The 21109-nt window shown below is 71.7% G+C and carries 20 protein-coding genes; 5 read left to right on the top strand and 15 right to left on the bottom strand.

Features of this window, described 5'->3' with window-relative positions:
• Window positions 1-289: 289 nt before the first annotated feature.
• Genes ACFPFQ_RS08460 through ACFPFQ_RS08450 form a run of 3 tightly spaced genes read left to right on the top strand, consistent with a single transcriptional unit; the run spans window position 290 to window position 2422 of the window.
• Entirely contained in the window at window positions 290-1249 is a 960-nt protein-coding gene (locus ACFPFQ_RS08460) for a hypothetical protein (RefSeq protein ID WP_379616525.1), read from the top strand.
• Entirely contained in the window at window positions 1138-1902 is a 765-nt protein-coding gene (locus tag ACFPFQ_RS08455; RefSeq protein ID WP_379616541.1) for a tyrosine-type recombinase/integrase, read from the top strand. The genes ACFPFQ_RS08460 and ACFPFQ_RS08455 overlap by 112 nt, the downstream gene beginning before the upstream one ends.
• Window positions 1892-2422, top strand: a complete 531-nt coding sequence (locus ACFPFQ_RS08450; protein WP_379616523.1) for a DUF6262 family protein — start codon at window positions 1892-1894, stop codon at window positions 2420-2422. The genes ACFPFQ_RS08455 and ACFPFQ_RS08450 overlap by 11 nt, the downstream gene beginning before the upstream one ends.
• A 104-nt stretch (window positions 2423-2526) precedes the next feature.
• Here the strand turns inward: ACFPFQ_RS08450 and ACFPFQ_RS08445 are convergent, their stop codons facing one another.
• On the bottom strand, window positions 2527-2655 hold the full coding sequence (locus tag ACFPFQ_RS08445) for a hypothetical protein (RefSeq protein ID WP_379616521.1): 129 nt from the start codon (window positions 2653-2655) through the stop codon (window positions 2527-2529).
• On the opposite strand from ACFPFQ_RS08445, the gene ACFPFQ_RS08440 reads away from it, so the two are divergent.
• The gene (locus tag ACFPFQ_RS08440) at window positions 2605-3369 is read left to right on the top strand and encodes a hypothetical protein (RefSeq protein WP_379616539.1); all 765 of its coding nucleotides are present in this window, start codon (window positions 2605-2607) and stop codon (window positions 3367-3369) included. The genes ACFPFQ_RS08445 and ACFPFQ_RS08440 overlap by 51 nt on opposite strands.
• 60 nt (window positions 3370-3429) lie before the next feature.
• Window positions 3430-4713: an HNH endonuclease signature motif containing protein gene (locus ACFPFQ_RS08435; protein WP_379616519.1), complete on the top strand. Its 1284-nt coding sequence runs from the start codon at window positions 3430-3432 to the stop codon at window positions 4711-4713.
• A 7-nt stretch (window positions 4714-4720) separates the two neighbouring features.
• Here the strand turns inward: ACFPFQ_RS08435 and ACFPFQ_RS08430 are convergent, their stop codons facing one another.
• From ACFPFQ_RS08430 to murD, 14 genes are all read right to left on the bottom strand, one after another.
• Entirely contained in the window at window positions 4721-4990 is a 270-nt protein-coding gene (locus ACFPFQ_RS08430) for a DUF167 domain-containing protein (RefSeq protein ID WP_379616517.1), read from the bottom strand.
• 2 nt (window positions 4991-4992) lie between these two features.
• Window positions 4993-8136 carry an isoleucine--tRNA ligase gene (gene ileS, locus ACFPFQ_RS08425; RefSeq protein ID WP_379616515.1) on the bottom strand — a complete coding sequence of 1048 codons (3144 nt, stop codon included), beginning with the start codon at window positions 8134-8136 and terminating at the stop codon, window positions 4993-4995.
• A gap of 254 nt (window positions 8137-8390) precedes the next feature.
• Window positions 8391-9647, bottom strand: coding sequence for a hypothetical protein (locus tag ACFPFQ_RS08420; protein WP_379616513.1), 1257 nt, complete (start codon window positions 9645-9647; stop codon window positions 8391-8393).
• 67 nt (window positions 9648-9714) lie between these two features.
• Window positions 9715-10584, bottom strand: a complete 870-nt coding sequence (locus ACFPFQ_RS08415) for a DivIVA domain-containing protein (RefSeq protein WP_379616511.1) — start codon at window positions 10582-10584, stop codon at window positions 9715-9717.
• Window positions 10585-10631: 47 nt separating this feature from the next.
• The gene (locus ACFPFQ_RS08410) at window positions 10632-10925 is read right to left on the bottom strand and encodes a YggT family protein (RefSeq protein ID WP_379616509.1); all 294 of its coding nucleotides are present in this window, start codon (window positions 10923-10925) and stop codon (window positions 10632-10634) included.
• Window positions 10926-10928: 3 nt separating this feature from the next.
• The gene (locus tag ACFPFQ_RS08405; RefSeq protein ID WP_379616507.1) at window positions 10929-11660 is read right to left on the bottom strand and encodes a cell division protein SepF; all 732 of its coding nucleotides are present in this window, start codon (window positions 11658-11660) and stop codon (window positions 10929-10931) included.
• A gap of 55 nt (window positions 11661-11715) precedes the next feature.
• Window positions 11716-12447, bottom strand: a complete 732-nt coding sequence (locus ACFPFQ_RS08400) for a YggS family pyridoxal phosphate-dependent enzyme (RefSeq protein ID WP_379616505.1) — start codon at window positions 12445-12447, stop codon at window positions 11716-11718.
• Window positions 12448-12520: 73 nt separating this feature from the next.
• Window positions 12521-13231 carry a peptidoglycan editing factor PgeF gene (pgeF, locus tag ACFPFQ_RS08395; protein WP_379616537.1) on the bottom strand — a complete coding sequence of 237 codons (711 nt, stop codon included), beginning with the start codon at window positions 13229-13231 and terminating at the stop codon, window positions 12521-12523.
• Window positions 13232-13251: 20 nt separating this feature from the next.
• Complete coding sequence (gene ftsZ, locus ACFPFQ_RS08390; RefSeq protein WP_379616503.1) at window positions 13252-14811, bottom strand: cell division protein FtsZ; 1560 nt, start codon at window positions 14809-14811, stop codon at window positions 13252-13254.
• Window positions 14812-14946: 135 nt separating this feature from the next.
• A complete protein-coding gene (locus tag ACFPFQ_RS08385; RefSeq protein ID WP_379616501.1) occupies window positions 14947-15789 on the bottom strand; it encodes a cell division protein FtsQ/DivIB in 843 nt (280 codons plus the stop codon).
• A complete protein-coding gene (murC, locus tag ACFPFQ_RS08380; protein ID WP_379616499.1) occupies window positions 15786-17222 on the bottom strand; it encodes a UDP-N-acetylmuramate--L-alanine ligase in 1437 nt (478 codons plus the stop codon). Before murC ends, ACFPFQ_RS08385 begins: the two co-directional genes overlap by 4 nt.
• Complete coding sequence (murG, locus tag ACFPFQ_RS08375; protein ID WP_379616497.1) at window positions 17219-18295, bottom strand: undecaprenyldiphospho-muramoylpentapeptide beta-N-acetylglucosaminyltransferase; 1077 nt, start codon at window positions 18293-18295, stop codon at window positions 17219-17221. Before murG ends, murC begins: the two co-directional genes overlap by 4 nt.
• Entirely contained in the window at window positions 18292-19725 is a 1434-nt protein-coding gene (locus tag ACFPFQ_RS08370) for an FtsW/RodA/SpoVE family cell cycle protein (protein ID WP_379616495.1), read from the bottom strand. The genes murG and ACFPFQ_RS08370 overlap by 4 nt, the downstream gene beginning before the upstream one ends.
• Window positions 19722-21104: a UDP-N-acetylmuramoyl-L-alanine--D-glutamate ligase gene (gene murD, locus ACFPFQ_RS08365; RefSeq protein ID WP_379616493.1), complete on the bottom strand. Its 1383-nt coding sequence runs from the start codon at window positions 21102-21104 to the stop codon at window positions 19722-19724. The genes ACFPFQ_RS08370 and murD overlap by 4 nt, the downstream gene beginning before the upstream one ends.
• Between the last annotated feature and the right edge of the window lie 5 nt (window positions 21105-21109).

Below are 21109 nucleotides of genomic sequence, written 5' to 3'. Positions count from 1 at the left end.
GGTCGTGACGATCGAGCACCCGCTCGGTCTACCGCATCCACCGATCAAGATCCACGGGACACGCTCTAGCCCGCCCGGACGCGGAGGCGTTCGAGGCACACCTGATGAACTACGACGACTCCCGGTGGGACTTCCGGCGGCTGCCCGCGCAGCTGATGCTGGAAATCCAGTACGCGATGCAGCGCGCCGACGAGCTCGCCACGATGCAGCGCGAGTTGTGTTTCGCTCACATGATCCGCGTGCTGCTGCACGTCGGAGCCGCCACGCTGCTCGAGCACACCCGCGGCGAGTGGACGAGATCTTCACCCGCCACCTCGGCCATCCACGCGAGCACAAATACGACCGCGCCTGGTTGGGGTTCGCCGTCGAACAGCTCACCGACCTCGTCGAGGGTGACGGGTGGAGTCACGAGTACCCGCGGGACGTGTGGGAACTGCGCCGGCTTGGCCTGCGCAGCAACCAGCGCCGCCTGGACTTCAGCGACATCGCCCAGCCGTGGCTACGTGAGCTGGCCAAGCAGTGGATGCACTGGCGGCTCACCGTTGAAGAGGTCTCCCCGGTCACCACCACCTGCGACCTGAAGGCGCTGCGCCGGCTGTCCGGACACCTCACCGCCACCGACCAGGCAACGCACTCGGTCGCCCAGCTCACCCGGGCAGCGCTGGAATCCCACCTGGCCTGGCTGCGCACCCTGCCGCTGGCCACGCCCACCATCCGGGACGAGACCAGTGCGATCGCGGTATTCCTGCGCGCGCTGCGCGACCACGAGGACTGGGCACCCGCCCTGCCCCGCACCGCGACCATCTACTCCTCGGACTACCCGCGCACGACAGCACTGCGGGCGCGCGGACTGTCCACCCACGTCATGATCCAGGTCCGCGAGCACCTGCGGCGCTGGCCCGACCCGGACGGCCGGTTCCTCACCGAGCTGATGCTCGGCACCGGAATGCGAGTCAGCGACGCCTGCGCGCTCGGCTTCGACCCGATCGTGCTCGACGCCGACAACCACCCCTACATCCACTACTGGAACCACAAGATGCGCCGCGAGGCCTTCGTCCCCATCGAACCGGCCCTGCTCACCGCGCTGCGACACCAACAACAGCGCACCGCCACCCGCTACCTCGACCAGCACGCCGCCTGGCTCACCGCACCGCCGCCGCGCACGCTGTCCCACAGCGGGCTGCGACTCGTCCCGCGCCTGCTCGTAGACCGCACCGGAAACGAACCCTTCCGCACCGGCACCTACTGATCGGCAAGAGCGCGCTGGTCAACACGTTCGCCGCCGGGCCGCGGCGCACCGGGGCGTTCTACTGGCAGCAGCTTCGGGCCTGGCAGCGCGAGTGCAACATCACCGACGACGCCGGCCGTCCGGTGGCCCTCACCGCCCACCAGTGGCGCCACACCTACGCCACCACCCTGATCAACAAAGGCGTGCGGATCGAGGTCATCAAACAGCTGCTCGACCACGCCAGCCTGGACATGGCCTCCCACTACGCCCGCCTGCTCGACACCACCATCCGCGCCGAATGGGAAGCCGGACACGGCGCCGACCAGATGCCTGCCGGCGCGGGGGCTGGCGACGGCCTGGCCGACGCGGCCTGGCACAACCGGCCCCGCACCGCACTGCCCAACGGGCTCTGCGGACTGCCCCGCCAACAGACCTGCGACCACTCGAACAAGTGCCTGACCTGCCCGGTGTTCATCACCACCAGCGCCGACCTGCCCGCCCACGAGGAACACCGCCGACGCACCCTGACCCTGATCACCCAGCTCGACGACCGCGGACAAAGCCGCCTGGCCGACCAGAACCGCGCCGTCCTGGACCACCTCCAGGCCCGCATCGCCGAGATCCACGACAACGCCACGAACGCCGGCCCCACGGAGGGCAGCGATGCGGGCTGACAACAGCGCCCACCTGCACGCCTCGGCCGCCCGCCGCCGCGAACAAACGCTGCAACGGGCCCGCGATGCGCTGCACCAGCTTGAAAATGACGGCGGCCCAGTCACCTTCGACCTGGTCGCGCGCACCGCCGGGGTCAGCCGGTCCTGGCTCTACACCGAACCCTCAATCTGGGACGCGATCCAACGCCTCCGCGCTGCGCACCGACCCAGCACGAACAACGCCGTCCCCGCATCCCAGCGCGCCAGCGACGCCAGCCTCCTGCGTCGGCTCGAAGCCGCGCACACCCGCAACCGCGAGCTCGCCGCCGAAATCCGCCAGCTCCGCGAGCAGCTCGCCCGCGCCCACGGCCAGCTCCGCGCAACCCGGCTGACCGCGCCCGCGGCCTCCGCCAGCGATGTCAGCAACTACCGCGCGATCCCCACCGAACGGGCCGCGCGCAACCAGCAGCAGGGCTTCAACGTCGCCTCGGCTCTCGCGGCACGAGCCAATCCGCTCCATGCGCTCGGCCGACTGGTCTGACGTCGCCGCGTTTCGGCAAGACACGTCGCAATCGCCAGGGCACCGGCAGACAACGCGTTTCAGCACCGCTCGATGATCGGCGCCCAGTCGCTCGCCAGCGCTCGTCATAGACATGTCTTCACCGCAAACCGGAACGTCAACGACCACCACAGCTCAAGACCGAAGATAACGGCGAGCTCGTCATCCACCGCAACGGCCGACTGGACTTCGCCGCACTCCAGCGCCGGATCCATCCAGCCGCGATGCACGCCGCACGCCGCGGGGTCGTCCCGGCGGCCACCCTCGTTCTATTCGACTTGCTCGCCACCCGCACGCGCGACCTACGGCACCGCCCCTATCGCGAGCGCCGGGACCGCCTCGAACGACTCCTCGCCGACACCCGCCCCCCGCTTGCGCTGATGCCAACCACCTGTGACGTCGCAGCTGCGGTGCCATGGCTGACCGAGCACCTCTCTCAAGGTGTCGAAGGCGTGGTCATCAACATCTCGACCACGGCTACCTGCCGGGGCGGAGATCGTGGCAGAAAATCAGAACTCGAACGACATCCGAGGCCGTGGTCGGTGGCGTGTTCGGCCCCCTCGCCGCGCCCCCATGCACTGCTGCTCGGACTCTGCGATGAGTGGGGGCATCTTCGGGTCGCCGGGCGCACCGCGCCACTGCCACCGGCTGCCCGACGTGACGTCGGCGCTGCGCTCAGCCCGCCATCAGGACTGCACCCATGGCCGGGAACAGTGTCATCGTCGCGGTGGGGCCAGCTTCCTCCGGAACGCGTGTCGTACCCGCCGGCGGTGTCAACGACACGGCTTTGCCGCCGGTCACGTGCGGTTGGGTCGCGTGCCCCGGCTTTACCGCCGCCTCGCCGGCGGGGCAGGTCGACGGGAGGGCACTCTGCACCCGGTGTGCGCGCTGCGCGCGCACGGCCAATACGACACGCACAACAGCTCTGAACTGCAGAAATACCACTCGGAACACTACCTGCCGAACATGTGTTCGAGTAGGATGTGGGTATGTCCAGCACGGTCGCCGATGCGCACCGCCTCTTCCAGGAGGCGACCGCTGCGCTGCGATCCGTGGTCGAGCACGGCAGCGATGACGAGCGACTCGCCGCGCTGCGGGTCAGTGAAGGGGTCCGGCGGCAGCTGACCGTGCTCACCGTCGACACCGTGGCCGAGCTGCAGCGGCGGGGCGCGTTCGTCGAGCGCGGCTACAAGTCGGCCAACCGGGCCCTGGTCGATCAGCTCGGGTTCGAATGGGCCGAGGCCCGACGCCATTCGATGACCGCTGAACAAGTCTGCCCACGCGTCTCCCTCGACGGCGCCATGCTGCCGGCCTTGTTGCCGGCCACCGCAGCGGCATTCCACGCCGGACAGGCGACCTTGCGTCACGTCGAAGTCATCGCCAAGGTGCTCGCCACCTCGGCCGCGTCGCGAGTCAGCGCCGCGGACCTCGCCGTCGTCGAAGCCGAACTCGCGAGGACCGCTGCGCAGACCACCCCGGACCGGTTGTTCCGCCACGGCACCGACCTGATCACCCTGCTCGACCAAGACGGCCCCGAACCCGACGACCGCGACCCCGAACCCGTCGATGACCTGCAGATCCGGCCCCACAAGAACGGGACCGGCGGCACCATCACCGGCCGCTACGACAGCGCCCTCAAGTTCGCCACCATCGCCGCACTCCTCGACGCCAAGTCCAAGCCCCTCGACAAAGAAGACCTCCGCACGATCGGCCAGCGCCAGGCCGATGCGCTGGCCGATGTCTGCGGGTTCGTCCTCGACCACGGCGACGTCCCCCACCGCGGCGGACACCGACCGCACGTGAACGTCACCATCGCACTGGACGACCTGGAGAACCGGGCCCGGGCCGCGATGCTCGAGTTCGGCGGCGCACTCACCGCCAAGGAGCTCCGGATCCTGGCCTGCGACTCCGGGATCATCCCCACCGTCCTCGGCGGCAGCTCCCAACTCCTCGACATCGGCCGGTCGACCCGCACCATCCCCGACGCCATCCGCAAAGCCCTGATCATCCGCGATCAGGGCTGCGCGTGGCCGGGCTGCGACCGACCACCCTCCTGGTGCGACGGCCACCACATCCACTACTGGGAACACGGCGGGCCCACCAGCCTCGACAACTGCGTCCTGCGCTGCAAGGCGCATCACCGGTTGCAACACGACAGCGAGTGGATCATCCGGGTGCGCAACGGGCTCCCCGAGTTCATCCCACCGGTGTGGATCGACCCGGAGCAGGTCCCGCGCAGGAATCCGGCCACCCACCTGCGGCGCGCGGCATGAATCGCGCTCACCCCAGCAGTTCGGCCAAGCGCTCCTGCAGCGCCGGCTCGGCGCCGGTCAGGTCGAGGACCTTGTCCCGGCTCCGGGCGCCCGTCACCAGCGTCACGTCCCGCCGATGCACGCCGAACGCCGCTGCGACGGCTGCGACCACGGCCGCGTTCGCGGCGCCCTCCACCGCACGGGCCCGCACCGTCACCTGCAGCGCGGTGCCGCGCGGGCCGTCCCAGCGACCGCCGACAGCGTCGGCCCTCGCGCCGGGACGTACCCGCACGGCCACCTTCACCGCTGTACGTGCACGCGGATCTCGGTGCTCGTGCCGTCGGGTGCTGCCACCGAGCCCTTCAGGGTCGGGTCGGGCACCGGCGCGTACGCGACGCTCGTGGCCAGCACCTCGCCAGCCACGAAGTCCTCGCGGGCGCGGACGGTGTCCAGCACGGCCTCCGGGCCGTCGAGGGTCACCGCGATCCGGTCCGACACGTCGAGGTCGGCGTCGCGGCGGGCCTGCTGCACGAGTCGCACCACGTCCTTCGCAGTGCCTTCCGCCGCCAGCTCCGGGGTGACCGCCGTGTCGAGCACGACGAGGCCGCTGTTGCCCGGGAGGGCGCTGGTCTCCTCGGGGTCGGCCGCCACCAGCTTCTGGGTGAACTCGCCCTCGAACAACGGGATGCCCGCGGCGGTGACGCTGCCGTCGGCGTTCGCCGTCCACTCCCCTGCCTTCACGGCGCGGATCACCTTCTGGGTGTCGCCACCCAGGCGCGGTCCGCAGGCGCGCGCGTTCACGGCCAGCTCGAAACGGCCGTGGGCGGCGACGTCGGTGGTCAGCGCCACGTCCTTCACGTTCACCTCGTCGCGCAGGATGTCGGCGAACGGGGCGAGTGTGTCGGCGTCGGTCGCCGCCACCGTCAGCGTGGCGAGCGGCAGGCGTACCCGCAGGCCGCGGGCCTTGCGCAGCGACAGCGCCGACGACGCCACCTGCCGCACGCGGTCCATCGCCGCGACGAGCGCGTCGTCGTGCGGGAGCAGGTCGGCCTCCGGCCAGTCCGTCAGGTGGACCGAGCGGCCGCCGGTCAGGCCGCGCCACAGGTTCTCCATCGTCAGCGGCAGCAGCGGGGCCGCCAGGCGCGCCGTCACCTCCAACACGGTGTGCAGGGTGTCGATGGCGTCGGCGTCACCCGCCCAGAACCGATCGCGGGAGCGCCGCACGTACCAGTTCGTGAGGGCCTCGGCATGGTCGCGGATGCGCTCGCACGCGCCCGCGATGTCGTAGACGTCCATCGCCTCGGTGAGGTCGTCGACGAGCGACGCCGTGCGGGCGAGCACGTACCGGTCCAGCACGTGGGTGGAGTCGGTGCGGAACGTGCCCGTGCGACCGGCCGCCCCGGCGTAGAGCGACAGGAAGTACCAGGTGTTCCACAGCGGCAGGATCGCCTGCCGCACGCCCTCGCGGATGCCCTGCTCGGTGACGACCAGGTTGCCGCCACGCAGGATCGGGCTCGCCATGAGGAACCAGCGCATGGCGTCGGCGCCGTCCCGGTCGAACACCTCGTTGACGTCCGGGTAGTTGCGCAGCGACTTCGACATCTTCAGGCCGTCGTCGCCCAGCACGATGCCGTGCGCCACGCACGTCCGGAAGGCCGGACGGTCGAACAGCGCCGTGGCCAGCACGTGCAGCAGGTAGAACCAGCCACGCGTCTGACCGTTGTACTCGACGATGAAGTCGCCGGGGTAGTGGTGCTCGAACCAGTCGCGGTTCTCGAACGGGTAGTGCACCTGCGCGAACGGCATCGACCCGGAGTCGAACCAGCAGTCGAGTACCTCCGGCACCCGGCGCATGGTGCTCCGGCCCGTGGGATCGTCGGGGTTGGAGCGCGTCAGGTCGTCGACGTAGGGGCGGTGCAGGTCGGCCGGACGCACCCCGAAGTCGCGCTCCAGCTCGTCGAGCGAGCCGTAGACGTCGGTGCGCGGGTAGGCCGGGTTGTCCGACATCCACACGGGGATCGGCGAACCCCAGTACCGGTTGCGCGAGATCGACCAGTCGCGGGCGCCCTCCAGCCACTTCCCGAACTGGCCGTCCTTGACGTGCTCCGGCACCCAGGTGATCTCCTGGTTGAGCTCCACCATCCGGTCGCGGAACGCCGTGACCTGCACGAACCACGAGTCGACCGCGCGCTGGATCAGCGGGTTGCCGCAGCGCCAGCAGTGCGGGTACGGGTGGTCGTAGGTCTCGTGGCGCAGCAGCACGCCCTGCACGAACGGCGCCGTGCCCTCCTTCAGATCCCGGATGATCTGGTGGTTGGCGTCGAACACCAGCATCCCGGTGTACGGGGCCACCCGCTCGTCGAACGTGCCGTCGGTGCCGACGGGCACCACCACCTCGATGCCGGCCGCATCGGTGACGACCTTGTCCTCCTCACCGAAGGCGGGCGCGATGTGGACGATGCCCGTGCCGTCATCGGTGGTGACGTAGTCGGCCGCCAGCACCCGGTGGGCGTTCTCCCAGCCGGCGAAGAAGTCGAACGGCGGGGCGTAGCTCAGGCCGACCAGGTCGGTGCCGCGGAAGGTGGCGAGCACCTCCGGGTCCTCCCCCAGCTCGCGGGCGTAGTGACCGACGCGGGCCGCGGCGAGGAGGTAGCGCTCCCCGTTGGCTGCCACCAGCGCGTACTCGACCTCGGGGTGCACCGCCATGGCCAGGTTGGACGGGAGCGTCCACGGCGTGGTGGTCCAGATCAGCGCGAGCGCACCATCCAGATCGGAGCCCGGCGCCACCAGGCGCAACCCGACCGTGACGGCCGGGTCCTGCCGGTTCTGGTAGACGTCGTCCATCTTGGTCTCGGTGGCCGAGAGCGGGGTGCCGTCGTGCCAGCAGTACCAGAGCACGCGGAAGCCCTGGTAGATCCAGCCCTTGTCCCACAGCGACTTGAAGGCCCACATGACGCTTTCCATGTAGTCCAGGTCGAGGGTCTTGTAGTCGTTCTCGAAGTCGACCCAGCGGGCCTGCCGCGTGACGTAGGCCTGCCACTCGTCGGTGTAGCGCAGCACGGAGGTGCGGCAGGCGTCGTTGAACGCGGCCACACCCATCTCGTCGATCTCATGTTTGTTCTTGATGCCGAGCTCGCGCTCGGCCTCGGTCTCGGCGGGCATGCCGTGGGTGTCCCAGCCGAAGCGGCGCTCCACGTGCTTGCCACGCATCGTCTGGTAGCGCGGCACCACGTCCTTGACGTAGCCGGTGAGCAGGTGGCCGTAGTGGGGCAGGCCGTTGGCGAAGGGTGGGCCGTCGTAGAAGACGAACTCGTTGCTCCCGTTGTCGCCTGCCGGGCGCTGCCGGACGGACTCGACGAACGTGTCGTCGGCGGACCAGAACGCGAGCGTCTCGCGCTCCTGCTCCGGGAACGACGGATGAGCGGGGACCGCTGGATAGTTCATGATCGGGCTCCTCGTGCGGCGGGTGCTGCTGCCTGCACGGGGACGACGCCCTCGGACGCCGCGGTACCACCCCGCTTGCCGCACACCGGGGTGCACGGCCACTCATCGAACGGCTGTGACGGGCCGACCCCGTCCGGTTCTACTCCGGACCCCGACGTTCCGGGACCGTTTCTTCCGGAGGCTCCCCGGTGATGGCCGGATCGGTGCCTGTGGAACCAGGGTAGCGCCAGCGCGCCACCCGGTATTCCGGAGGGCTAGGAACTCGCCGTCTGGTGACGCGACGAGAGCGTGTGGTCGGGGCTGCACCAGCCGCACGGGGTGAAGCCCAGCTCCACGGCCTCGCGGACCGGGAGCGGGATCACCTGCGCGGTGACGAGCGAGCGGCACTCGACGACGTGGTAGCGCGGCTGCTCATCGACGACCACCACCTCGTCCTCGAGCGTGGCGACGAGCGCGGCCGCCACAGCGTCGTGGGGCTCCTCGGGAGCCTCACCCTCGGAGTCTGCATCGCCGACCGGCTCCTCCGCCGCGGACAGACCCACGGGTTCGGCCGGGATCGACGATCCGGAAGTTGTTGATGAACCGGAGGACGACCCGAACAGCGGTACGTCCTCGACCAGGCCCGAATCCTGAGCGGGTTCCGCGGGCGGTGCGGCACCCTCGGGTGTCTTGCTCAGCTCCGGAGGCTGCTCCTGCGGCGGCGCGGTGCCGAACAGGTCGGCGCCGGACGGCAGCGGCACGGCGGAGAGCACCGTGGGCGCCTCCGTGCGTACCGGGAGCCCCGAGTCCTTGGCGGGCACCGCGTCGACGTCCTTCGCCGCATCCGGTGCCGCGTCCTTCGCGGAGCCCTTGCGGACGTCGACCTTGACGGTGGACTCCGCGTCGGAGCCGTACGCGTCGGACCCGTACAGCTTGTCGGCCGCGTTGTCGGGCGAGTCCGAGTCGTCGGGGGTGTCCGTTGCCGGCGCCCCGGCCTCGCTCGACCCGGGTACCGATGGCGCTCGTTCATCCCCCGTTTTGACTGCGGAGGGTGACGAATTACCGCTCGATGAGGTGATACTCCCCTCAGCGCCGGACGGTCGAGCCGCGGAGCCGGACGGTTGGACGACCGGCATCACGACCGTCTGCTGACCGTCGCCACCTTGATCGAAACGGCTGTCCACGACGGACGTGGGCTGTTCGCCCACACCATTGGACTCAGGAGCCCCCGTGCGCTGCCCGGCCTGGCCGAACTGGCCGGACGCGGGCACAACCGGAAGGATCTCCGTGGCCGGCTCGTAGTCGGGCAGCCGCGGCGGCGCGGACGCCGCCGACAGTGCCCCGGCCACGGCATCCGGTCCCGCACCCGCCTTGACCGCCGAGCGGCGCTGCAGCCAGTCGACCAGCAGCACCACCGCAGCGATCACGCTCATGCCGACGGACACCCAGGCCATGAGCACGCTGCCGGACAGCAGCGCGACCACGAGCAGCCCGAAGGCAATCAGGACGATGATCAGGACCAGCAGCAGCACGATTCACTCCGTGTGCGGCGGAGCGGTCCTCGTCGGACCGCGCCGCCCATGTAGGTCTGCGGTGAAGTCAGCTTCCGGCGTCGGCCCGCTGGCCGTAACCAGTGGCCGCGTAACCGCCGTTGGAACTGGACCTACCATCGGACGGAGCCGCAGATCCGCGCTCCCCGAGGTCCCTGAGCTGGGACTCCAGGTACGTCTTGAGGCGGGTGCGGTACTCACGCTCGAACGTGCGGAGCTCGTCGATCTTCTTCTCGAGCACCGACTTGTCGCGCGTGATGGTGCCGATGATCTCAGACTGCTTGCGCTCGGCATCACCGACCAGCGTCGCAGCCTTGTCACGCGACTGCCGCTCGAGGGTCTCGGCCCGCGTGCGGGCGTCGTTGAGCATCGTCTCGGCCCGCGCACGGGCGTCGTTGACGAGGCCATCGGACTTGGTACGAGCCTCCGAGAGCAGCTGCTCGGCCTTCGTGCGGGCATCCGTGAGCATCGTGTCGGCCTCGGACTTGGCCTCGGCGGTGAGCCGCTCTGCCATCTCCTGCGCCATGCTCAGGACCTTCGCCACCTGCACGTGGTGGTCACCGCTCTGGTCGCTCTGATCCGCCATCACAGGCGGCGGAGCGGCCATCGCGCGCTGCGGCTCCATCGGCCGTAGCGGTGGCTCTACCGGTCGGATCTGCTGCGTCGGGGGCGAGACTTGAGCCCCCATCGCAGCAGGTGGACGCGACCGGGCGTCCTCCAGGTCGGCGTGCGCGTTCCCGAGGCGTTGTTCGAGCTCCGAGACCTGCTCGCGCAGATCCTCGTTCTCCTCGATCAGTCGGGCCAACTCGGCCTCGACCAGGTCGAGGAACGCGTCGACCTCGTCCTCGTTGTACCCCCTCTTACCAATAGGGGGCTTGCTGAACGCGACGTTATGAACGTCGGCGGGCGTCAGCGGCATCGGATCACCTCATGCAGTCCTCGGCGGCGGCACCGTGTGACTGGGGCTCACAACGGCGTCGGCTGGGCAACGTTCATCAGTATGAACACCGCCAGCAACAGAACCATAATCGACAGGTCCAGTCCCACGCCGCCGATCCGGACGACGGGGATCACTCTCCGCAACAACTTCACGGGAGGATCGGTGGCGGTGAAGATCAACTCAAGCGCGACGGCACTGGGCCCCGCCGGCACCCACTGGCGAGCGAAGCTGCGGACGAGCTCGGCGACGATCCGAGCGGTCAGCAACAGCCAGAAGAAGAAGAGCGCGTAGTAGATGACGAACTGGATGGCGAGGGGCACGCGTCAATCCTGACGGAAGACGCCGCGTTCTGCATCAATGCGGGTTCCGGTAACCGTTCGCGCCGCAAGCTCGCGAGCGTCGTCGGCCGACACCTCGACGTCGGCAGGGGTCAGCAGGAAGACGCGACTGGTGACCTTGTCGAAACCGCCGCGGAGCGCGAAGACGAGCCCGGCGGCGAAATCGACGAGACGCTTGGCGTCGGCGGCATCGAGCTCGGTGAGATTCATGATCACCGGCTGGCCGTCCCGATAGCATTCGCCGATCGCCCGGGCTTCCTTGTAGCTGCGCGGCTGCAGCGTGGTGATCCTGGCGAGCGCCGCGGCACCCCGAACCGGGCTGTCGCGCTGCTCGGGAACCGCCGTCGGCACCGGCCGATCGGCGATCCGCAGCGGCTCGCGCAACGTCGATTCGGTGTCGATCGCGAGCGCTCCGCGAATCTGCGGCGAGCTCATTCCTGCAGGTCCACGGGCCGACTCGCGCGTCGCGGCCAGCGGCCGGTCGATGCTCGGCTGGCGTCCCGGACGGCGTTCCCACTCGTCCTCGTACCGCTCGCGAGCCGCCGGGTCCTCATAGGAGAACCGGTCGTCCCACCGCTCCTCGGCGAACTCGCGTGGTGACCGTTCGGTACGACGCGGAGGCGCATAACGCTCGGGCGCCGGCTCGTCGGTGTACTCGCCGAGCTCCTCGGCGGGCACCATGCCGAAGTAGGCCTTGAGCCTGTACATCGCGCCCATCCGCGCTCCCATCATCGAAAGCCCCCGATGCCTGTCGCTCCCCAGCGGCAGGCGATCACCGGGAGGTTAACCGCCGTTCCCCCACAAGGGCTGTTCCGACACGCACCACGTCCGAGCCATGACGGATTGCCACTTCCAGATCGCCGCTCATTCCGGCCGAGAGCGTGCGGGCCTCCGGATGATGTTCCCGAAGGGCCGTGGCGGCCTCTGCGATCGCCGTGAAAGCGATCTCCGGATCCTCGCCGAGTGGCGCCACCGCCATCAGCCCGCAGAGCCGCAGAGCGGCTCTGGAGGCGACGTGATCGGCGAGCCCGAGTAGCCCCGCGCGGTCGATCCCACCCCGCGACGGGTCCCCGTCGACGCTGAACTGGACGAGGATCGGTAACGGAACAGGGCGCCCACTGGTGGCCTCCGCGCGGCGGACGGCATCGTTGAGGGCGTCAGCGAGCCGGATGGAGTCCACCGATTCCACCCGATCGGCCCAGCGTACGGCGGCTTTCGCCTTGTTTCGCTGCAAGCCGCCGACCAGATGCCAGCGCGGCGCGGCATCCGGACGCAGCGCAGCGACCTCCGCCACCTTGGTCCCGGCCTCCTGCACGCGGTTCTCGGCGAACGCGGTGAGACCGAGGTCGATCAAGATCGCGACGTCGGTCGCCGGCACCGTCTTCGTGACGGCGAGCAGTTCGACCGCGTCCGGGAGGCGCCCGGCGGCGGTACAGGCCACGGCGATCCGCTCGCGGACCGCCGCCAGCCGCGACTCGAGCTCCGAAATCCGGTCGACACCCACAGGAACCTCTCTCGTCACAAGGCCGGCAATTCCGACGCGACCACGGCCCGGCACTCCCCGCCGGCCAGTATCGCTAGCGACGCGGGTCGAGCCAGGTGAAGGCGGCCTGACGGCCGGTCGGCCCGTTGCCGCGGTGGCTGTAGAGATCGGCCGACTCCAGCGTGCACCGCGGGTCGGCCCCGATCTTCGCCACACCCAGCGCGGTGAGCTGGTGGTAGAGCCCGGCGCGCAGGTCGAGCCCGGGCGTGCGCTTGCGGGTGGCGACGGCGCTGCCCGGCAGCGCCGCATCCACCTCGGCGCGCATCGCGGCGGGCACCTCGTAGCAGCTGCCGCAGATCGCGGGGCCCAGCAGCACCTCGATGCTGTCCACGCGCCCGCCGAGTGCCACCATCGCCGCGACGGTGGCGGGCACCACACCCGCGGCGGCGCCCACGCGCCCGGCGTGGGCGACGCCGACGACCCCGGCGCGGGGGTCGGCGAGCAGCACGGGCACGCAGTCGGCGGCCAGCACGGCGAGCGCGACGCCCGGCAACGCCGTGACGGCCGCATCGGTGCCCGCGACGTCCGGCGCTCCCGCGGCGGGCAGCGCGTCGATCGTGGCGACCCGCGTGCCGTGCACCTGCGCGAGGAACACCGCGGGCACGCCGAGCTCGCGTTCCACGCGAGCCCGGTTGGCCGCGACGGCCGCCGGCTCGTCGCCCACTCCCCCCGACAGGTTGAAGTGGGCGAACCGGCCGACGGAACGTCCACCGGCACGGGTGCTGACGACCCGACGGACCCGCAGGCCGCGTGCAGCGCTCACACTCAGCGCTTCATGAAGGGCGGAACGTCCACGTCGTCGTCGAGGTCGACCACGGACTCCACCGGGTGGGTGGTGGCCGGCATCGAACGCTCCGGCGCGGGCGGCGCGGTGAACGGCATCGTCTGCTCAGCGGGCGCGTGGTCGGGCTGGCGCTGCACGGGCGGCGTGTACGAGCCCGGACCGGAGTTGCCGCTCGGGGCCGCCGGCGGCAGCGTCCCGGTCTGGTGCGACGTCGGCTGGGCGGCGCCGTACCCGCTGGGCTGCGCCGGGGATCCGGTGCCGCCGTTCCCGTTGCCCTGCTGGCCATAGGTCTGGGTGCCGGGGCCCTGGTTGCCAGCGCCCCCGTTGCCGTAGCCCCCGTTGCCGTAGCCCCCGTTGCCGGGATTCGCGTTGCCGGTGACAGCCCCGCTACCGGTCGAGTTGCTGCCGGGCTGCTGCTGGCCGGACTGCGGCTGCGAGGTCGAGGGAGGCTGCTGCGCCGCTTGGTTGTTGCCCGCGTTGGAGCCGCCCGAGCTCGTGGTGCCGCTGTCCCCGGCCGCGATCACGCCGGAACCGGTGCGGCCCTGCGCACTCTGGCTGCCGAACGCGTTGGGCTCCAGCTTCTTGTGCGTGGGACCGCCCGACTCGAACCCGGCGGCGATGACGGTGACGCGCACCTCGTCGCCGAGCGAGTCGTCGATCACCGTGCCGAAGATGATGTTGGCCTCGGGGTGCGCGGCCTCCTGCACCAGCGAGGCGGCCTCGTTGATCTCGAAGAGGCCGAGGTCGGAACCGCCTGCGATCGAGAGCAGCACGCCCTGCGCGCCGTCCATCGAGGCCTCCAGCAGCGGCGAGTTGATCGCCTTCTGGGCGGCCTGCACGGCCCGGCCCTCCCCGCGGGAGGAGCCGATGCCCATCAGCGCGCTGCCCGCGCCCGACATCACGGACTTGACATCGGCGAAGTCGAGGTTGATCAGGCCGGGGGTGGTGATCAGGTTCGTGATGCCCTGGACACCGGAGAGGAGCACCTCATCGGCAGAGCGGAAGGCGTCCATGAGCGAGACGCCCACGTCGCCCAGCTGCAGCAGTCGGTCGTTGGGGATGACGATCAGCGTGTCGCACTCCGTGCGCATCCCGCCGATCCCCTCCTCGGCCTGCCCGGCGCGCCTGCGGCCCTCGAAGGTGAACGGGCGCGTGACGACGCCGATGGTCAGCGCGCCGAGCTTCCGCGCGATCGACGCGACGACGGGCGCGCCACCGGTGCCGGTGCCGCCGCCCTCCCCCGCGGTGACGAAGACCATGTCGGCCCCCTTGAGGACCTCCTCGATCTCCTCGCGGTGGTCCTCGGCGGCCTTGCGGCCCACCTCGGGGTTGGCGCCGGCACCGAGACCGCGGGTGAGCTCGCGGCCGATGTCGAGCTTGACGTCGGCGTCCGACATCAGCAGCGCCTGTGCGTCGGTGTTCACCGCGATGAACTCGACGCCCTTGAGGCCGACCTCGATCATGCGGTTGACGGCATTGACGCCGCCGCCACCGATGCCGACGACCTTTATCACGGCCAGGTAGTTGTGCGGGGGCGTCATGGCGCACCTTCCAGTCCAGCTCGGGTCCGACCCCGGGGGTCCGGGCCTTCTGTTCGAACGCTAGGTCGCGATCGGGGCGCGGTCCAGCAGGCGCGCCGGGCGGCGGCAACCCCCTGAACGGGTCGACCTCGCCTTTCAGCGACGGACGGTGGCCAGATCGGGGCTCGAAACGTCGTAGACACGACCGGGTCGGGTGAGCAGTGGAACGAGCACGGCGGCCTTGTCCTTGCCCCGATCCGGATCTCCCCACCGTACCTGGCGATCATCGGTGAGCCCGAACGACACCTGGCTGGGAGCCCCTGGAGCGTCGGCGCGGGCATCGATCGACAGGACCTGTGGACGCACCGCGGGCGGCAGGTCGCCCAGCGCGGTGAGCGCTGCGTGGGTGGCCGGGTCGTCGGGGCCCGCGAACGTCATCGTCAGCCGGGGCAGGCCGGGCGGCACCGGACCCGGGTACACCGCACCGCCGCCGTCGACGAGCTGGTCGCCGCGGTCGGTGGCGAACACGGCCACCGGAACCCGCTCGATGACCGCCACGGTGACGGTGTGGGGCCACGACCGGTCGACGTGCACCGAGGCGACGGCGGGCAGCGCCGCCACGCGCTGTGCCGCTCCCGCCGTGTCGACGTCGAGCAGCGGGCCCCCGGGTGTCACGGCCGCCGCGGCGAGCACGTCCGCGACCGGGACGGTGCCCGCTCCGGTGACCGTGACGTCCTTGACGTCGAACAGGCCGGCGTCGTGCAGCAGCACCCGCACGCCGATCCCGAGTCCGGCCAGCACCGCCAGCACCACCACCAGCCCGACGATCCGACGCCTGCGGATCTGGGCCGAAGTCGGGCGGCGCTTGCCCGGCCCCGACCGGCCGGGCTGCTGATCGCGCAGTGCGGGCGAGGACGGTGGCCTGCGGGAGCGGGGTCGCTCGGAGGTCCGCCCGCCCGCGGTGGGTGTGCGCGACGGCCGGGCGACCGGACGCGTCACGTTCCGGCTCGCTCGCTCGCCCGCCCCAGCTGCAGCAGGATCTCCTCGCCCAGCACCGTGACGTCACCGGCGCCCATGGTGATCACCAGGTCGCCCGGTCGCGCGACGCCCGCCACCACCACCGGCACGTCCGACCAGCGTGGGACGTACCGCACGCGCTCGGGCGGCAGCGTCACGGCGTCGGCGATGAGCGCGCCGCTGACCCCGGGCTCCGGATCCTCGCGCGCGCCGTAGATCTGCAGGACGACGACCTCGTCGGCCAGGCCGAGCGCGGCACCGAACTCGCGCGCGAACTCGCGGGTGCGCGAGTACAGGTGCGGCTGGAACGCGACGACGACCCGGCCGGACCCGGCCCCCACCACGTCGCGGGCGGCGCGCAGCTGCGCGGCCACCTTGACGGGATGGTGCGCGTAGTCGTCGTAGACGGCCACGCCACCGGCCCGGCCGCGGAACTCGAACCGGCGGCGCACGCCGTCGAACGCGGCGAGCCCGGCCAGCAGCTGATCGGGCTCCGCGCCCATCTCGATCCCCGCCAGCAGGGCACCGAGCGCGTTGAGCGCCATGTGCTCGCCGGGGACCGACAGCCGCAGCAGGTGCTCGACGCCACGGTGGCGCAGCACGATCCGTGCGCCCGGCCCGTCGGGCCGGAAGTCGACGAGCACGGCGTCCGACGCCGGGTTGCGCCCGTAGCGCAGCACGCGGATGCCGCGCCGCTCGGCGGTGTCCGCCAGCGCCGCGGAGCCCGGGTCGTCGAAGCAGGCCACCAGCGCGCCACCGGGGGTGATCCGGTCGAGGAACGCGTCGAACGCCGCGACGTAGGCCTCGGCGCTGCCGTAGTGGTCGAGGTGGTCGGCCTCGATGTTCGTGACGACGGCGACCTCGGGTGCGAACGCGAGGAACGACCCGTCGCTCTCGTCGACCTCGGCCACGAAGATCGCGCCGGTGCCCTCGTGGGCACCCGATCCCGAGCTGGTCAGGTCGCCGCCGATCGCGAACGACGGATCCAGCCCGCAGTGCTGCAGCGCGACGGTCAGCATCGACGTGGTGGACGTCTTGCCCGCGGTGCCGGCCACGGCGGCGAGCCTGCGCCCGGCGGCCAGTGCGGCGAGCGCCTGCGCCCGGTGCACCACCGGCAGGCCGCGCTCGCGGGCTGCGGCGAGCTCGGGGTTGGTCTCGCGGATCGCGCTGGAGACCACCACCGTGGCGGGCGCGGCCGGCAGGTGGGCCGGGTCGTGGCCCACCTCGATACGCGCACCCAGTGCGCGCAGCGCCAGCACCGCGCGCGAGTCCTTCGCATCCGATCCCGACACCACCGTGCCCCTGGCCAGCAGGATCCGCGCGATGCCGCTCATCCCCGCGCCGCCGATGCCGATCAAGTGCACCTGCTCGGCGAGCTCGACCGGCTCGGTGGACCGCAGGGGGGTGGCCGTCATACCCGCACCCCCGCCACGTCCAGCACGACGCGGGCGAGCCGCTCGTCGGCGTCGGCGTGCCCGGACGCGCGGGCGGCGGCGCTCATCGCGGCCAGCCGCTTCGGGTCCTGCAGCAGCGGCACCAGGTCGGCCAGCACGCGTTCTCCGGTCAGGTCGGCGTCGTCGACGAGCAGGCCGCCACCCGCGGCCACGACGGGTCCGGCGTTGAGGGCCTGCTCACCGTTGCCGTGCGGCAGCGGGACGTAGACGGCGGGCAGGCCGACGGCGGAGACCTCCGCGACCGTCATGGCTCCCGCCCGGCCCAGCACGGCGTCGACCGCCGCGTAGGCCAGGTGCATGTCGTCGATGTAGGGCAGCGGGACGTAGCCGGCTGCCGGCGCCGCGGCGACGCCCTTGGGGCCGTGGGCGTGCAGCACCGCGATCCCGGCCGACAGCAGGCCCGGCAGTGCCGCGGCGAGCGCGGCGTTGACCGACCGGGCACCCTGCGAGCCGCCGAAGACCAGCAGCACCGGACCGTCGGCCGGCAGGCCGTACTTCGCCCGCGCCTCGGCCCGCAGCGCCGCCCGGTCCAGCCCGGTGACCGACTGCCGCAGCGGGATGCCCAGTATCTCGGCGCCCGCCAGCCCGCTGCCCGGAACGGCCGCCACCACGCGAGCGGCGAACCGCGCCCCGATCTTGTTGGCGATCCCCGCCCGCGCGTTGGCCTCGTGCACGACGATCGGGACCCGACCCCGCGCACCGAGGTAGGCCGGCAGCGCCACGTACCCGCCGAAGCCGACCACGACGTCGGCGTCGACCGCCTTGAGCACCGCCCGCACCCGCGACACCGCGGTGTGGATGCGCCGCGGCAGCCGCAGCAGGTCACCGCTGGGCTTGCGGGGCAGTGGCACGGCCGGGATCAGCTCGAGCGGGTAGCCGCGCTGCGGGATCAGCATCGTGTCGAGCCCGCGCTCGGTGCCCAGCGCCGTGATCCGGGCGTCGGGGTGCAGGCGCACCACGGCGTCGGCCAGTGCCATGGCGGGGTTGATGTGCCCGGCGGTGCCACCACCGGCCACGACCACCGAAACGGTCATCGGACACCGCGCTGTGCGGGAGGACGGGATGCGGGCGCCTTGTAGGGCTCCGGGGGCGGCAGCATCAGCAGCTTCGCCACCCGGCCCTGGCCGTGCTGGCGCAGCGCCGCGATGGCCTCGGGTTCGTGCCGGGCCGCATTGGCCAGCACTCCGAACACGAACATCGTGATCACGAGCGAGGTGCCTCCGGAGGAGATCAAGGGCAGGTTCAGGCCCGTCACGGGCAGCACGCCCACCACGTAGCCGATGTTGATGGCCGCCTGGGCCACGAGCCACGCGGTGGACGTGGCCACCACGAGCTTGAGCCACGGATCGCTGCTGCGGGCGGCGATCCGGAAGCCGGTGTAGGCGAGCGTCGCGAACAGCGCCAGCACCAGGAACGCCCCGACGAACCCGAGCTCGCCCCCGATGATGGCGAAGATGAAGTCGTTCTGGGCGTTGGGCAGGTAGCTCTTGAGGCGGCTCTGCCCCAGGCCCTGGCCGAACAGCCCGCCCTCCACGAGGGAGAACAGCGCCTGCTTGCCCTGGTACTCGGCCTGCGGGTCCTTCGCGCCGCCGAGGCCCAGGAACGAGGTGACCCGCTCGAGCCGGTAGCTCGCGGTGAGCGCGAGCACGGTGGCGCCGGCGAGCGCGCCCCCGGTGAGCACGGCCATCAGCTTCATCGGGGCCCCGGCGAAGTACAGCAGCGCGAGCAGCACGATGCCCAGCGACACCGTCATGCCGAGGTCGGGCTCCAGCACCAGCAGCGTCAGCAGCACGACCGCCACCGGCACGACCGGGGAGAGCGCGTACTTCCACCGGTGCATCACGGCCTTGCGGGCGACGAGCACGTGCGCGCCCCACAGCGTCAGCGCGACCTTGACACCCTCGGACGGCTGCAGGGTGAACGCCCCACCGACGCTGAACCAGGCCTTGGACCCGTTGAGGTTCACGCCGACGATCAGCACCGCCACGAGCAGGACCAGGCCGATCACCAGCAGCGCGGGCGCCATGGCCCGCAGTACCCGCGGCGGGATGCGCAGCCCCAGCCAGAACAGGACCAGCCCCGGCACGCAGAACATCAGCTGCCGGGTGAACACCGAGTAGGCCGAGCCCTCCGTGGTCAGCGCCGACACCGACGACGCCGACAGCACCATGACCAGGCCGAAGAGCGTCAGGAGGCCGAACACGCCGAGGATCAGGTGCAGCGACGTCAGCGGGCGGCGCAGCCACTGCCCGACCGCCGTGCCGGTGCGGCCGATGGCGGCCCGCAGCGCTCCCGGCGCCTTCGTGCCGGTGCCCTTCGTCCTGGTACCCGTCGAGGTGGCGGAGCGGGCCGCGCGCATCGAGCCGGTACCTGTCGATCCGGACCCGGCCGAGCCGGACCGGGCCGTGGCGGACCGGGCCGACCGGGAGCCTGCGGCGGGCTTCTCGGCGCCGGAGCGGGTCATCCCTCGGCCCCGCTCGACTCCGGCACGGCGAGCGCGGCGACGGCGGCGGCGAAGGCCTTGCCCCGGTGGGCGTAGTCGACGAACTGGTCCATCGACGCGGCCGCCGGGGCGAGCAGGACGACATCACCCGGCGTGGAGAGGGCGGCGGCACGCCGCACGGCGGTCGTCATGGGGTCATCGTCACCCGACCTGACCTCCACGACGGGGACCTCGGGCGCGTGTCGCGCCAGTGCAGTGACGATCTCCGCACGTTCGGTGCCGATCACCACGGCGGCGCGCAGCCGATGGGCGTTGGCCGCGACGAGCTCGTCGACGGAGGCGCCCTTGAGCAGCCCGCCGACGATCCAGACGATCGGGACGTCCTGCCCGCCCAGCGAGGCCTGCGCGGCGTGGGGGTTGGTGGCCTTCGAGTCGTCGACGTAGCGCACGCCCGCGACGGTGCCCACGACGCTGCTGCGGTGGGGTCCCGGCCGGAACCCGGCGAGGCCGGCCCGGATGTCGGCGGGGGCCACGCCGTGGGCCCGCGCCAGTGCCGCCGCGACGAGCGCGTCGGTGAGCCCGGACGGGCCACCGGGCGTCACGTCGGTGACGGCGGCCAGCTCTCCCCCGCCGAACGCGCGGTCGACGAGGGCCCCGGACACGATGCCGACCTGTCCCGGCGCGGGCTCGGCCAGCGTCGCGCCGACCTTGCACGGCGCGGGTGACGCGGCGAGCAGCCGAGCGGCCGCGGCGTCGTCGACACCCGCGACGGCGACCGGGCCGAGCAGCGCCGCCGCCTTGGCCGCGGCGTAGGCGGCCACCGAGCCGTGCCAGTCGAGGTGGTCCTCGGCGACGTTGAGCACGCAGCCGGCGGCCGGCCGGATCGACGGCGACCAGTGCAGCTGGAAGCTGGACAGCTCCACCGCCAGCACGTCGAGGCCGTCGCGCACGGCGCTGACGACCGGATAGCCGATGTTCCCGCAGGCCACCGACGCCTGCCCGGCAGCGCGCAGGATCGACTCCAGCATGCCGACGGTGGTGGTCTTGCCGTTGGTGCCCGTGACGACCAGCCAGGCCGGAGGCTTCGCGAGGCCCTGCCCGATCCACCAGGCGAGCTCCGGCTCGCCGACGATCGGCACCCCGGCCAGGGCGGCGGCCGCGACCAGCGGGTGGTCGGGACGGCGGCCGGGGCTCGTGACGACCAGCGCGGTGCCGGGCGGCACGGCGTCGGGATCGCCTCCGGGCTCGGCGCCCTTCGGGAGGCCGGCGAGCTTGGCGGCCACGGCGTCGGTGACGGTGACCCTGGCCCCCAGCGCCACCAGCGCCTCGGCCGCGGCGAGGCCGGAGATGCCGGCGCCCGCGACGATCACGGGTGCGCCGTCGAGCTCCTCGGCCTTCATGAGTC

Source organism: Pseudonocardia sp. GCM10023141 (genome assembly GCF_042653605.1).
This window is presented reverse-complemented; position numbering and strand designations above follow the sequence as displayed.